This window comes from Bacteroidota bacterium, from assembly GCA_013360915.1.
GTDB lineage: Bacteria > Bacteroidota > JABWAT01 > JABWAT01 > JABWAT01 > JABWAT01.
Map to the genome: position 1 here is coordinate 533,489 of JABWAT010000001.1, position 14,829 is coordinate 548,317.

Annotated in this window: 9 protein-coding genes; all 9 read right to left on the minus strand. The window is 49.4% G+C overall.

Annotation, left to right across the window (positions count from 1 at the left end; genetic code table 11):
• The gene (locus HUU10_02310; GenBank protein ID NUQ80418.1) at positions 1 to 1,170 is read right to left on the minus strand and encodes a glycosidase; all 1,170 of its coding nucleotides are present in this window, start codon (positions 1,168 to 1,170) and stop codon (positions 1 to 3) included.
• A 26-nt stretch (positions 1,171 to 1,196) separates the two neighbouring features.
• Positions 1,197 to 2,564: an MFS transporter gene (locus HUU10_02315; GenBank protein NUQ80419.1), complete on the minus strand. Its 1,368-nt coding sequence runs from the start codon at positions 2,562 to 2,564 to the stop codon at positions 1,197 to 1,199.
• A 320-nt stretch (positions 2,565 to 2,884) separates the two neighbouring features.
• Positions 2,885 to 5,503: a glycoside hydrolase family 2 protein gene (locus HUU10_02320; GenBank protein NUQ80420.1), complete on the minus strand. Its 2,619-nt coding sequence runs from the start codon at positions 5,501 to 5,503 to the stop codon at positions 2,885 to 2,887.
• A gap of 25 nt (positions 5,504 to 5,528) precedes the next feature.
• On the minus strand, positions 5,529 to 6,659 hold the full coding sequence (locus HUU10_02325) for a beta-mannosidase (GenBank protein NUQ80421.1): 1,131 nt from the start codon (positions 6,657 to 6,659) through the stop codon (positions 5,529 to 5,531).
• Between the two features lie 3 nt (positions 6,660 to 6,662).
• Entirely contained in the window at positions 6,663 to 7,988 is a 1,326-nt protein-coding gene (locus HUU10_02330) for a cellulase family glycosylhydrolase (GenBank protein ID NUQ80422.1), read from the minus strand.
• A gap of 153 nt (positions 7,989 to 8,141) precedes the next feature.
• A complete protein-coding gene (locus HUU10_02335; GenBank protein ID NUQ80423.1) occupies positions 8,142 to 9,656 on the minus strand; it encodes a right-handed parallel beta-helix repeat-containing protein in 1,515 nt (504 codons plus the stop codon).
• A 16-nt stretch (positions 9,657 to 9,672) separates the two neighbouring features.
• The gene (locus tag HUU10_02340) at positions 9,673 to 10,575 is read right to left on the minus strand and encodes a hypothetical protein (GenBank protein NUQ80424.1); all 903 of its coding nucleotides are present in this window, start codon (positions 10,573 to 10,575) and stop codon (positions 9,673 to 9,675) included.
• A 220-nt stretch (positions 10,576 to 10,795) separates the two neighbouring features.
• Positions 10,796 to 12,844 carry a hypothetical protein gene (locus HUU10_02345; GenBank protein NUQ80425.1) on the minus strand — a complete coding sequence of 683 codons (2,049 nt, stop codon included), beginning with the start codon at positions 12,842 to 12,844 and terminating at the stop codon, positions 10,796 to 10,798.
• Positions 12,845 to 12,882: 38 nt separating this feature from the next.
• The gene (locus HUU10_02350; protein ID NUQ80426.1) at positions 12,883 to 14,826 is read right to left on the minus strand and encodes a discoidin domain-containing protein; all 1,944 of its coding nucleotides are present in this window, start codon (positions 14,824 to 14,826) and stop codon (positions 12,883 to 12,885) included.
• Positions 14,827 to 14,829 lie beyond the last annotated feature (3 nt).

The window sequence follows — 14,829 nt, forward strand, 5'->3', positions numbered from 1 at the left end:
TTATCCCAGATTTTTCTTGATTAGTTCAACACGCTGATCGACGGAACGCCGGCTGGTATATTCATCGGATGGGGTATTGAGGACATAGTCGAGTAACTGATCCACCGACGAGACGGCTACATGCATCCGGGTATCACTTGAAGCGTAATAAATCAGGATTTCCCCATCCGGCTTTTCGATCCAGCCATTAGAGAAGGTAACGTTGGAAACATCTCCTACCCGTTCTTCCCCTTCCGGAGCAATAAAGTGCCCGGCGGGTCTGGCAATTACTTTCTGCGGATTTTTCAGATCGGAAAGGAACAGATATAATACATAACGGAGGCCTGCTGCGGTGTTTCTGACACCATGGGCCAACTGAAGCCACCCCTTGCTGGTTTTAATCGGAGCAGGTCCAAGGCCGTTCTTCACTTCCTTAATCGTGTGGTAAACGCGTTCATCCACGATGGTTTCATCTGTAACCACCGCCGGGTTCATGGAATCAGAAAGTCCGAAACCGATCCCCCCACCTGAACCCGCATCGATAAATCCATCCTGCGGACGGGTGTATAAGGCATATTTCCCATTGATAAACTCGGGATGCAGCACCACATTCCGCTGTTGAGGCGATTTGGTAACCAGATCGGGAAGACGGTCCCAGTTTTTAAAATCACGGGTGCGGACGATTCCGCATTGCGCCACTGCAGAGGATGTATCGAAACGCGGTGCTGCCGGATCTTTCCGTTCGGTACAGAAAAGACCATAGTACCATCCGTCTTCATGTTTTACAATCCGCATATCGTACACATTGGTGTCGGGGACATCGGTTTGAGGCAGAATCACCGGGTAGTCCCAGAATCTGAACTGATCGATACCATTTGGAGACTCAGCCACCGCGAAAAAACTTTTCCGGTCAACGCCTTCGACCCGAACCACCATCAGGTATTTTCCTTCGAAAAGCACGGCGCCTGCGTTGAAAGCGGCATTGATTCCCATCCGTTCCATCAGGAAGGGGTTTGTTTTTTCATTCAGATCATACCGCCAGAAAAGTGGGGTATGGGCAGCGGTGACCACGGGATACTGATACCGGGTATAGATACCATTGCCCGGAAGCACCGGCGAATTTTTCCGGTTGATTAATGCTTCATGTTCGGCCTTGAGGGCAGCCAACCGGGTTTGAAAAACAGTGCTCATGACAAATCCAGATTAAAATTTAACAGTTAATTTGAGGAACCAGCCGCCCGTCTTGCATCCAATTCGGCAGTGATGGCTTCCATTTTCTTTTCACTCAGTGGATAGATCAGGATAAACACCACCGAAAGAACGGTTCCGATGGCCGGGAAAAAGGAAAGCATCAGCTTAATTCCATCCTGTGCCTCTGTGCTCTGAACCTCATTGGCCTGGAAGCCATACCAGGCCAGAAGCCAACCGGTCAGGGCCCCACCGAGGGTCCAGCCAAATTTTTGCGACATGGAGGAAGAGGAAAAAATGAGACCGGTTGCCCGCCGTCCGGTTTTCCATTCTGAATAATCGGTGATATCGGCATACATGGACCACAGGAGAGGGAAAATGCTGCCTGCACACATGCTGATCAGGGCCTGAAAAACAAGGATCATGGTCATATTAGTCCCATCGATCCAGTAGAATGAAATGCTGAAAATCGTAGCCAGAACCATGGCCCACAGGTAAGTTTGCTTTTTACCGATTTTATTCGAAACCGGAGTCACAAACAGAATTCCGACAATGTTAAACGCCTGACCTAAAACCAGATACCATGAAATCAGGCTCTGATCGCCAACGTAATATTTAAAGTAATAAATGGCAGCGCCATCGCGGATCGAATTAAAAATGAGGGCCGAAATGCCCGATCCCAGCAAAATCCACCAGGGGTAGTTCACACCCAGGTCCCGCAAATCTTCCCTCAGTCTGGGTTTTTCGTCACTGATGGGTTGGACCCGTTCTTTCGTCCAGGCAAAATTCAGCCAGAAGAAAACCACAGCAAGCACCGCAAAAACGCCGGCTGTCATTTGCCATCCCATGGCCGCCTGTGCGGTATCTCCGCCAGTAAAAAACCGGACCAGCGGGTCTACCAGAGCAAGGGCGATGATTGAGCCGATAAAGGCAAAAATCATCCGGTAAGAAGACAGCTCTGTACGTTCCTTCCCGTCGGATGACATCACACCCAGCAGGGATGCATACGGAACATTGATCAGGGAATAAATCATCATCATAATCGAGTAAGTCACGTAGGCATAGATGATTTTTCCGGTCACATCCATTTCACCCGGGGTGGTAAAGGTGAGCACACCTGCAATGCCGAAAGGAACGGCCACCCACAGAATATAAGGACGGAATTTACCCCATCGGGTCTGTGTGCGATCAGCCAGAATCCCGACAACCGGGTCGAAAGCAGCATCCCAGATACGGGTAATCAGGAACATGGTACCAACCACCGACGCGTCGATTCCGAAAATGTCGGTGTAAAAAAACATGAGGTACATCGAAAACAACTTCCAGAACATGGAAGAGGCGGCATCGCCAAAGCCGTATCCGATTTTTTCGCGGAGGCTCAGCTTTTCTGTGGTCATGGGGTTTCTCTTTCATTAAAATGGTTATCTCACTTTATTCACAAATTGTGCCAAAGGAGAAAAACCGGTTTAACGGTCCTTTTTGCGCGGTTTTATCAACTTTGTAAAAGGCTTGTTTATCTTTTTGATAAAGGCCGTTTTGTGGTTTGATCAAAATGATAAAACCGGACCCATGAACGTGCAGTGTCTCCGGAACGGGCAGAAAAGACGGATGGAAGCATGTCGGTTGAAAATGGGAGGCAACATTCCGGCAGGTAACTTTTTCAACCTGCCGGAATCTGTCAATCAGAGAGGATCAATCGTTGGAGAAATGCCTGGTATTAAAACCTGATTGGTTTTTCGGGTTGGGCCAGGGTTCGGAACTGCAACTGCGCTCTGAGGTCCGTTTCGGAGAGATCAGATGTAAACAAAACGGTTTTCTTTTCACCCGGCAGCAAGTCGAACCCGTTGTCAGAAAAGCGGATCATTTTTCCGGGGACCTGCAAAAGAAGGGCCCTCAGAAGGACCGGTGAGCTGACCACCACCGAGTACTGTCCATTCCCTTCATTGTTCAGCAAGGCCTGAATGACCGGATCGGGCAGTTTCATGTTTTTCGTTTCCGTAAAAAACAGGTGCGAAGACAGGTCACCAGCAGATGATTTCAGACGGATATCTGCCACCACAGACATGGGGTCCGCGGACCGCAGCAGTTCTTTTACCGACATACGGAGTAATTCGGTGGATTGGTTGGCCTTAAGGGTTACCGGAACCCGGATCACCTGTTCTCTGACACCATCAAATGAAACAAGATCAATCTCCAGATTCCCCTGAATCGGTTCCATCCGATCTGTCACGCCTTTCAGAATAAAAAGACTATCCTGCCGGAGGGGAATGAGACAATTTTCCCGGTACAATTCACGGGCTGTGTAATGAAGCACCTTCCAGTTTCTGTAGTAGTCCACCGAACTCCAGGAAGCCACCGGCCAGCAATCATTGATTTGCCAGTACAATGTCCCCATGCAAAACGGCTGATTTCCCCGATGTGCATAAATGGCCTGCCGGACTCCCTCGGCCTGTTGTACCTGGGCCACATACACATACGATTCAAAATCGGCGGGTGTCTTGTATTCCTGTTCCATGTAGGTCTGAATCAGCCGGTTGCCATATTCACGGTCCCGGCGTTCATCGGCCATGCACCGCTGATGAGACAGCATGACTTCTGAATGCAGGTGCCGGTCTTCGGGTTTGGTGAAGGCTTCAATCGCTGCCATTTCAGGATAAGACTGGAATCCGTATTCGCTGACGAACCGGGAAACATTCTGATGGTACCGGCTGAACGGTTCTTTGCCATGCCAGACTCCCCAATAATGAATATCACCGGTTTCATATCCCTTGCCAGCAAAACCAGCCACCGGACTGGATGGTGTGTAAGCACGGGCCGGATCTGCTTCTGCAATGGCTTGTGGAATGGTCTGATCAAACAGCCGTGCATAATCAGCTTCATAAATGGCCTGTGTGCCGGCATCGTATTTCTCCTTCCAGCCCCAGGCTTTCCAGGAAATCTCGCATTCATTGTTTCCGCAGTAGAGAGCCACACTCGGATGGTTTCTGATCCGGGTCACATTGTCAATCACTTCCTGCCGTACACTGGCCAGGAACGTACTGTCTGCGGGATACATGCCGCAGGCAAACATCATATCCTGCCAGACAAGGATTCCCTTTTCATCGCAAACCTGATAAAAATCATCGGTTTCGTAGATTCCTCCCCCCCACACCCTGAGCATGTTCATATTGGCATCCACCGCATCCTGAACAATCGATTCATACCGGTCTCGGGTCACCCGTGACTGGAAATTATCCTGTGGAATGTAATTCGCTCCTTTCATAAAAACCGGTCTGCCGTTAAGCCGGATAAAAAACGAACGGCCCAGTGAATCGGGTTCACGCACCAGTTCCAGAGACCGGATGCCAATGCGGGTTTTGCGGGCATCGGTGACCCCGGTTTTCGTTTTCACAATGACCACATGATCGGTAAGAGAAGGCTTACCAAGTCCGTTGCTCCACCACAGATCGGGGTTTTCCAGTACACCATCCAGATTGAGGATGGTGGATCCTGGTTCCAGGTCAGCCTCCCGGGTGGCAAGTTCCTTTCCATCAACCTGAACCGATATGGTCACGGTTTCTGGTTTGACGGTCTGAATGGTGACCGCTGTTTTTATGGTTGCCTCTTCCCCGGAAACAACCGGTGTGGTTACATAGACATTTTCGACCCGGAATCCGGACCAGGATTCAATATAAACCGGCCTCCAGATACCAGAGGTAACCAAACGTGGTCCCCAATCCCAGCCGAAATGAAATTGTGCCTTCCGGTTATAAACCGCCACCATGGTATCGGCCTGATCATTGTTTGGAAACGCCTGCAACCGGAAAGGCGCTGTTTTCCACTTCGGATAGGATTCATCAAATACATTTCTGAACCGGATCTGCAGTTCATTTTCGCCAACCCGAACCAATGGTTTCAGGTCAACCTTCCAGGTTCGGAACATGTTGTCGGTAGTCAGAACAGTATCTCCATTCAGCAACACGTCTGTATGGGTATCCAGTCCGTTAAAAACCAGCATCAGATGATCGGCTTCAATCTGTTCAGTGGTAATCCGGAACTGCGTCCGGTAAATCCAGTTCCGGTATCCGATCCACTGAAGTTGCTTTTCATTCAGCCCGAAGAATGGATCGGGAATCCGGCCGGCAGACAGTAAATCGGTATGAACAGAACCAGGAACCGTGGCAGGAAGCCAGGATGAATCACTTTCCATCCGGAATTCCCAACCGATGGTCAGTTCCTGACGGGAAATGGTAGAAACGATTGGATCGGGCGAGCAGGCAGTCAGTCCGGCGGCCAGCGACATCAGAAGCGCTGAAAAATACCGGTACATACGGGAGGATTTTTTTGCGGATAACATACAGGTGATTTCTCCATCAGATAAGTCAGTGACCGGGAGGTTGATAAAGGCGCGGTACTTCGGAACCATTCAGTATATCGGGTTTTTGCATCAGCCTGATAAAATCGGCAGAGGCCCGATGGCCCGGATACGGAACATAGTGGTGCTTTTTATCGGCGTTTCGCCAGAACATGACAAAAGAAATGGCAACCGACTCTGATGTGATTTGCGGATACAAGGTTTGTGTAAACCAGGTTGAATCGGGAATTCCTTCCAATCCGGTCTCGGTCAACGCGGCAAGTTTTCCACGTTCCTCTGCAATCCTCGAAAGTATTCTGAGTTTTTTCCTAACACCTTCCAGCCCCGCCCCATCTGGTCCGAAATCCCAGTAATTATCCATACCAATCAGATCGGTCAAATCATCGCCCGGGTAGCGCTCAAGGTAGTCTTCTTCAGAGTTAAAGCGGCAATCCGGACTGAATGCATACAGAAACTGATGCACTTCCCTGATATCCCTCAGGTAGGTGACCGTTTCATGCCATAGTTGTTTAAACTCTTCCGGTGTGCAAAAACGGGCTCCCCACCAGAACCAGTTTCCATCCATTTCATGATACGGTCTGAAGATGACCGGAATGGGAGTTCCACCCTCCGTTTTCAACTGGAGAACCCAGGCTGCAATCCGGTCCAGTTGCTGACGGTATTGATCGTGATGGCTTCCGCCTTTCAGAATGGCTTTTACCGCCAGCGTGGTATCGTAAAAACTGCCACCAGTGACGGGATTTCCGTTATGCCAGCAGAAAATATTGACCCCGCCTGCATTCCAGGCCTGTCTGACCAGTGTTTTCAGTTGACCGGCTGATGCGGTATCCCTGCCAGATGCAATGCCGGCAAAATCCCAGCCATAAACGGCCGGATGGGATCGGGTTACCAGCTTCCAGTCGGACTGATCAGGCACTCCCTTCCATCCGACTCCGTATGCAGTCGGATCCTGGTGACCAACCAATATGGCTTTACCCTGCAGGTTTGTGAGATTTTGAAACAGGTATCGGGTTTCGGGGGTGGAAAGAGAATCCACCAGCCGGATATCCAACCGGCCCCGGGAGGAGGTTACCGGAGGGGTTGAACATCCGCTGATGAACATCGCGATCAACAAACCGGCAGCAGCAATCCATCTCATTTGCTATCGCTGCCGGGGAAAAGATTCTAACCGTTTACTGTGGTTCAGGATTAACTGAAGGGTGGATTCATCTCCGGCAAATACCGAGTTCAAACCCTGGGGTTCCTGCGGAGGGTCGCCCACAAACGGATCACCGGGTTTCCAGATGGCATCCGGACGAGTTGCCGACGCCACTCCTCCCCAGGCCCAGATATTGGTTCCGGCCAGAGGGGATCCGGTTTCGAGACTGTCTTCAATCAGGTTGAAAATGAAATAAAAGTATTGATCACGATAGGTTACCGGGGTACCCAACCCGGTGAGTTCTCCATCACGACCCAAACCAAATTCTTCGAGAACAAGTGGTTTGTTGAGTTTCCGTGCCATGGCAATATGCGAATTGATGTAGTCAGCGGCCCGTTCCCTGGTTCGCGGAAACGTGGTTTCCATACTGTCTTTTTTATACCAACCCCAGTTTTTGGCCCACAAATGAAGGGTGGCATAATCGATGGCGGGCGAATCGTGTGCATCGAGGAAAACATCTTCACGCAGAATCGATCCCACCGTGCCTTCCGACCCGGTTGAGACCAGATGATTCGGATCAAGGGTTTTGATGTAACGGGCAGTCTCATCAATCCATTTTACATAGGAAGGAACATTCACACTGCCATCCTGATCGGTGCCCGGTCTGGGTTCGTTGGCCAGTTGCCAGGCCATGATCACCGGATCGTCTTTGTATGGAAGTCCGGTTATCGAATTCACGCGGCCAACCAGCCGGTCAATGGTTGCCCTGTATAATTGCTGAGCCTGCGGATTGGAATAAAAGCCAGCAGAAAAATTCATGAATCCGCGCCAGTCACCGAGTGAAGGATCTGGCATGTGCCCGGCCCCGGTCCATTCGTTGTAAACAGCCATTCCACCCGACCACTCCCAATAATTGGTGAGGTAAAGGACGGCCTTCATGTTTCGCTTTCCCATTTCTGAAAGAAGAAAATCGAGACCAATGGCAAGGCTGTCGTTAAATACACCGGCTGCAGGCTGAAAGACTGGCTTTACTGATTTCTGATGTGAAGCTGCTTCTGCCGAAGCAAGAATACGTAGGTTGGTCATTCCGTTTGCAGAAAGAAGATCCAGTTCCCTGATCAGACGATCACGGTTACCGGCCGGACTCTCCTGCCCCAGCCATGCGCCATACCACAGATTGGCTCCTGCAAACCGGTAGGGTTTTCCATCCAGGAAAAAACCGGTACCGGAAACCGTGATGAAACCAGGTTTAACCGTGGAAACTGGTTCCGAACACCCGGCACATGCCAGCAGGCCGATCAACAGCAGGGTCCCGATACGGTTGTTCATGCATTCTCCCCAAACAGACAGCCGTACAAACTGCAAGGATTGTACCAAACAGGAAATGTGGGATTAAAAGCGGTTTTTACCGGGAAGACTCAGCAGGGCCGGATTATCAGAATTATAAAGGGGGGAAAAGTTTTATCATAATGATAAAACTTTTCAGCGAATTACCATACCGGAGACATCGGATGTTTTAACCGGGAGATACTCTTTTGAGGAAGCCGGAGTGACCGATTGTTCCATGATCAATCCCTGAACCTTTGTTGCCTCAACACCATGTGTCATCCATGGTTGAAGGGTGCCTGGCCATTCAAGAGAAAAACCCGACAGGTAAACACGGCTTGCATGTTTGATCAAAAGACCAGGTAAATCGGATTCAAATAACTGCATCTCTCCCATACAACCGCGCAAATCGATGTTTCCGCCTGCAGATGATGCAAGTTGACTGTCTTTCCAGCGGAATGAAACATTCTCGAATCGGATACGATCAAGCGGACTCTCCTCTGATCCAAAAAGTAACAGACCCGATTCACCTGTGCAGGTGACATCGCGGAAGGTGATATTCCTGATTTGTCCCAAACGGACAGACTCTTTTCCTCGGACTGCGGAAACATGTATCGGCTCGCCATTTCCCCACCAGTCGCCGGTGAATAACCTCGTATCAATAACGGTATTGGTAACCACCACATTCTCAATGGATCCTTCATCCCTGAGAAAAATTCCGATACCCCGATTCGAATTGGTGATGGTCACATTAGAGATAAGTACATTGCGGATGGTATTCTGATCAAGAAATCCGATTCTGATACCACTTGAACTGGACTGAAGAGTACAATTGGAAATGGTAATGTTTTCAGATATCCTTCTGATTCCAGAGAAGCCGGGAAGTTCAAAATGATGCGCATACCCGGTAATTGCTATGGCATCATCACCCGTTCGTATATCGCAGTCAGAAACCCGTATGTTGGAACAGGAAGTCAGATCGAGTCCATCACTGTTTGGCGTGAGCGGACTGGTATGAATCCGGATGCCCGCAATGGTTGCATCGTCACAATCGGCAAGGTGGAGGGTCCAGAATGGAGCCCTGTTTATGGATACATCACGGATGGTCAGCCGATTACATTCAGAAAAAATCACAAGTTGTCTGGGACGGTCCCTGGGTACCACGGGGCCGTCTCCAATTCCACTTTCAACCTTCCGGAAGCCCTCCTTTTGTCTGGTATGAATGGTGCCGCCCCATTCAATACTCTTTGCCCGGGTCCAGTCGAAAAAGGCCGCCTCATTGCCATCAATTTCACCCGTTCCGCTGATGGTTACACCAACTGCCTTCCTCGTATAAAGTATTCCAAAATACGTTTTTCCGAATCCGGGTTGATCCACCCACTGATAGTCGTTCAGGTCTGGGCTCCCCCGAAGAACCGATCCGGCTTCAAGTACCAGATTGACATGACTTTTCAGATTCAGAGTCCCTGTCATAAAAACCCCGGTAGGAACTACAACCCGACCGCCGCCACCTGATGAACAACTGTCAATTGCTTTCTGAATAGCTTTGGTGTTGATGGTTGTTCCATCTGATTTTGCACCAAACCGGGTAATCAGAAAATCCTCTGCCATTGCAGAACCGAAAAAGCTGACAAAAAGGAAGGTGAAACCAAAACTGGAAAGACGATTCATGGATCTGGTGCCGTAATTATTTTGATGGGTTAATGGAATTCCATGCACGCGCCGCCTGAATTCCCATATCCAGATAGGCAGGCGAATCGTAATGGTAAGGATCGGAATAGCCATAGGAATCGGTCGTGGTAACGAGAACGGCATGCCGGTCCGATTCCACATACCGTTTCTGAGCCTCACGGACCACATCGCCCCACTTCCAGACCTTACCCGATTCATGCTGATGGGACTCTGAAATGCGGATGATCACCACCGGAAGGTCATCGGTACGAAGCGATGCACGAAACAGATCCATCATCCGCTTCAGATGAGTCTGGTATCGGTTGGCTATCTCTTCTGTAAAGGCGGCATCACTTTCACCCTGCATCCAGATAATGCCGGCGGGAATCAGTGTATCCGGTTCCCCGTCTCCATTGATATCAGCTACCGAAAGTCCATTCCGTAAGGTTGCAAGAAAATGATCGTACTGATTGTTGCCATTTCCCTGGCGGTAATCGGGATCCCAGCATCCCCAGGTGGAGGCTGCATTGGTATCGAGTGAACTTCCCCCTTTCGGATATTTGATCAGGGCCATTTTCTGGCCGGGAAGCAACCTGTTTAATTCGCGACCGAAAGTGAGCTCCATCCCAAACTTATCCGAGTACTGATGACTTCCGTTCCAGCCATAACCCGAACCATGGCCAGGCTGAAGTTGCACCCATTTTCCTGTTCCATTCACTGGCGCCTGATCATTTTGCATGGTCGATTGAAAAATCCAGACATCCGATAGCGTTTTTTTCAGGGAATCGGGCAAGTCAGCCACCTTTCCGAACCCTTCCATGTTGGACTGACCTCCCAGGTAAAAGAGTTTCCATTTTTCAGCGTGGCCTTCAGACATGAGGAAAATCGACAGGAGAACTGTCAGTAGTGTGTATTTCATGGGTTTAACCTGATTATTGGTTGAAATCGCCTTGACGTTCATGCAGCGTAATCGTTTTTGGAAGAACCTTCCGGATTGAATCAGCCAATCAGGACTGTATCATTTTGATAGGCCCTTTTGTGCGTTTTCGCCTATCCGGATTCTGGTTACCAACAAGAAAAAGTACGGGGCCTCTGGTTGTTTTCCTATTCGGAAAAAGGAAGAAAACTGCCCATTCCTCCTATTTACCCGGTTGCCCCGAACTCTGCAACGTGCAGTATGAAAGAGCCGGAATACTAAATTCTGCCTTTCCATTGCGGATGATGACTGGTTTTGATGGTTCCATTCCTTTTTCAGCAGTGGTGACAAAGACTTGTAAAGAAGTCACTTCAGCCGGAAGTCCTGCCAGTTGGATGGGTCGTTCGGGTCCGCTGTTAACCAGATGAATGGTCCATATCTGTTTTGAAAGACTTGCATTGGCAGCAACGGTTACGGTTGAATCGGAAGATTCTGCGGGAATCCAAAAGGACCCCGCCGGGGAAGAGCCCAATTGGCGGAGATTCCAGAACCGTTGTGTGGGGCGAAGAGGTCCGTGATCGTTATACAAGCCGTTCCCGGTAAGAACCGAATAATCCGAGGTCAACTGCCAGGGCATCAGGGTCTGGGGTTGGGCGATATTCCCTGTCCGGATGTACATATCAATTTCATCCAGCTGAAACCAGGGCTCCAGAAAAACCATCGGATACCGGTGTGCAGCTGAATTGGTTCCACCTTCTGTAAGCATCAGGGGCAGATTAACCAACTTTGCAACGGCGACCCATTTCTTTAAATCATCATTCGTATTGCCATGATAGGAATGAAAGGCAATGGCACCGGCAAAGCGGTGCAGGTCGGGATCCTTTTTAACCGAATCCAGTAAGGACAGTGCATAATCGGTACAAGCACCGGTATCAGCCAGCAACATTTTGGTTGGAAGACCAACCGAGGCGAAGTGAAGACCGATTGAACGGTATAAAACCTCGTGGTCTTTGGCTGTGTGTCTGACATCAACACCATAATCGGGTTCATTGAATGAAAACAACCGGGCCTCGACTCCATACGTTCTCTTCAGCCAGAAAAGGTAGGATGAGATCGATTCCTGAATTTTATCCAGTTTATTGGTATCCAGAAAGTACCCCTTTGGGGCGGGACGGTTTCTGTCAATGGCCCATTCCGGTGCCCACCAGACCGACACAATGACCGGAATTCCCCGGGCGGCCAGTTTTTTTGCCAATTCCTGCTGCTTGTAAAAATTGGCACTTAGTGATCCTGATTCGGCTTTTTGAACCGGGTTTGTGTTTTCCCCGGGTTGCCATTCATTCCAGGAGAAGTTAATCCGCCCCCAGGTCACCCGTAAACTATCCAGCAGATAATCGATCACTGCAGGGTCTTTATCAGGAAATTGCCACCGGTAATTTCCACTGATTCCATCGAAAGATCTTCCGGGTAATTCTGGATTCAGCCGGATGGATACGGGTCCCGGCTTATTGGTACTTGTGCATTCGATCTGCACAGACAGGGAATCTGAAAATCCTGGGGTCAATGATCCATTTCTGATTTCAATATAAAGCTGATAGTCAGCTGTTTTTTGCAATGAGCTTGTTATTGCAAACTGCTGAGTGGGCCACGGATCATTCACATGATGCGGCGTGCTGATAAATTGTTTTTTCAGAATAACCGTTCTGGCCTTATCAATGTTAATTTTCCAGGTTCTCGTTTTAGTGGTGATAAGCACCTGATCGGCCACCCGTGAATCAATTGCCTGATTTCCAGCTTTGTTTTTTTCGGAAAGAAACAAACTGCTGGCTTTTTTCCCGTTGCTCAGAAATTGAATTTCTCCCGACTGTAACACCTGGTACGGAAACTCGATGCAGTAATACAACCCGCTGCCCTCAGCGGAGGATTCTGCGGATACTTTAAATGTCTGACTGGCAAGCCCACGACCTTCATCTACCATGATGGTGGAAAAGGAAACCGGAAGGTTGAGAAGTTTGTGAGATACTTCCCGTTTGTTCTGAAATACGTTGTATGTCTGGTTGCCTTCCCAATTGTACTTTTCCGTTGAAGTGTATCCGGTCCAATTGCTGTTGATAAAACGCAGAGAAGTTTCAAATGGAATCAACTCACCGTCTATCCGGATTCCCTTCATATTTCCCCAGGGACGCCATTCCGGTTGCCCTGCAATCGGTGAATTGAATATCAGTACGGATGCGACTAGCAGGAAAAATCCTGACTGGGATTTACGGAACATTTTCATTTTTCCTTTTACATTCAAAAACGTCACTGGTATCAGCGGAGAAGAAAAAAGCGACCACCGGATGTTTGATCCCGGAATGTCATTTGCCACAAATAAATCCCGGTTGAAAAAGTCGTTGCCTTCACCGGAAAAAAGGATTCCCCGGCCGGAAGGAAGTAATCGGATTGATGAACGGTTTGTCCAATCAGATTAACAATCTGAAAGGAAACCATTCCTGCTTCCGGTAAAAAAACAGGAATGGTCGTTTCGGGATTAAACGGATTCGGGTAAGCATGTCCCGTACGGAACCGGTTGGGTACACCGGGATCGTGGTCATCAATACCGGTCTGGGTACCTTCCGGGACCGGTACCACATCAGGATCGGCTTGTCCGGAGGCTTCGATTTCACGGATTCCGTATCCGGTGCCATTCCGTGAAATTCCCCAGACTCTGACATAGCGCCCACCTCCCAATAACTGGTTGACCGAATCGGTGCGTTCACCTGCTGGCTGATCGGTAAAGGTGCGTACCGTGGTCCATTTCACTGCATCATTGGACATATCGATCCGGTATGATTTTGCAGAGCCGGCAGACCAATAAATCCGGACCGAGGTGATCCGGTGAGGAGTACCCAGGTCAACGGCCAGCCACTGTGGATCGCGGTCGGCACTGAGCCATCGTGTGGAAAGCAATCCGTCGGTTGCCAGATTTGCATGAGAGCCGGTCAGAATATCCACCGAAGAAGCGCGGGCCGTTTTATTCAGAAAAAGGGAGGGTGTGCGGATGAGGACTTCATGCGTCACATCATGTGTTTCAAGACTATCGGTGGTGACCGATAAGGTGAACGAATGGGACCCAAGAGGCAATTCGATTGCAATGCTGTCGGTTTCGGAAAGCAAATCACCATTCAGACGCCATTCATAGTGGGTGATTTTCCCTCGATTGGTGAAGCTTGACGACCCTTTCAGTTTTACCAGTTCCTTTCCATCCCCATCGAAATCGAACAGAAGTTTACTTCCGGTCACAACAGCCTGCGGACCGAAGGACATGCGGTCGAGGGTGATGACCCTGGGATCGTTATAAACCTGATTCAGCCAGTCACGTGAATTTTTTCCATCCTTATGCTGATCGGTATCGAGTACCATGTACGCCCAGGTGAGAAAATACAGCCAGCCCTGGGTGGTTAAAATATCCGGATTGGTCAGTGTTCCATCCTCACCGATTCCAAACAATTTCCCCTTGCCACCAAATAATTGGTTGTACTGTTTCCAGCTGCCATTGGTCCCATAATCAGGATAGTCCCAGACAATCAGGTCAACGGTTGAATCGCCCGGATACCAGTTGGGCTTGGTCGTCCCGTAACTGGTCCAGACCCAGATCAGATTGTTCAGTTTGTGGTAATGGGTATGCCGGTCGTATATCAGATTCCAGAGTTTTTTACAGGACTCTCCGCCAGACATTCCCCACCAGAACCAGGCTCCTTCGGCTTCATGCAGAGGCCGCCAGAGAATGGCGATGCCCGCATCCTGCATTTTCTTCATTTCCACTGCCACCCGGTCAATATCCCGGATGATGGCCTTGTAATTGGCGCTGCCGGTATCTGCCAGTGCAGCGGTCAGGTCAAAATTTTTATAATAAAAATCCCCTTTCCCATCCGGCGAATTCCAATGCCATTGAAACTGGGCAATGCCACCTTTTTCCTTGACCCATTTAATGGCCTTGGCTGCATCGTTGTTTCCGCCCTGCCCGGGTGAAAGGCCGTTAAAATCATATCCCATCATGGCTGGTTCTTTTCCACCGGTGTTATCCCTGATGTACTGCAGATACCCTTCATCCATCTGCCCGGCAATTATTTTATGACCATAAACCATATCGAGGAATTTTTTAAGGTCCTTCGCAGCCGGTGTAGCGTTGGGATTCACCAAAGGCTGAGAATGAAGTCCGGAGGATAGAAGCACTCCGCCCAACAGTAAAATGGTTTTAAAAAATGGTTTCATACC

Coding starts and splice junctions, on each gene's coding strand:
- HUU10_02310 (NUQ80418.1), bottom strand. CDS start 1,170: ATGAGCACTGTTTTTCAAACCCGGTTGGCTGCCCTCAAGGCCGAACAT.
- HUU10_02315 (NUQ80419.1), bottom strand. CDS start 2,564: ATGACCACAGAAAAGCTGAGCCTCCGCGAAAAAATCGGATACGGCTTT.
- HUU10_02320 (NUQ80420.1), bottom strand. CDS start 5,503: ATGTTATCCGCAAAAAAATCCTCCCGTATGTACCGGTATTTTTCAGCG.
- HUU10_02325 (NUQ80421.1), bottom strand. CDS start 6,659: ATGAGATGGATTGCTGCTGCCGGTTTGTTGATCGCGATGTTCATCAGC.
- HUU10_02330 (NUQ80422.1), bottom strand. CDS start 7,988: ATGAACAACCGTATCGGGACCCTGCTGTTGATCGGCCTGCTGGCATGT.
- HUU10_02335 (NUQ80423.1), bottom strand. CDS start 9,656: ATGAATCGTCTTTCCAGTTTTGGTTTCACCTTCCTTTTTGTCAGCTTT.
- HUU10_02340 (NUQ80424.1), bottom strand. CDS start 10,575: ATGAAATACACACTACTGACAGTTCTCCTGTCGATTTTCCTCATGTCT.
- HUU10_02345 (NUQ80425.1), bottom strand. CDS start 12,844: ATGTTCCGTAAATCCCAGTCAGGATTTTTCCTGCTAGTCGCATCCGTA.
- HUU10_02350 (NUQ80426.1), bottom strand. CDS start 14,826: ATGAAACCATTTTTTAAAACCATTTTACTGTTGGGCGGAGTGCTTCTA.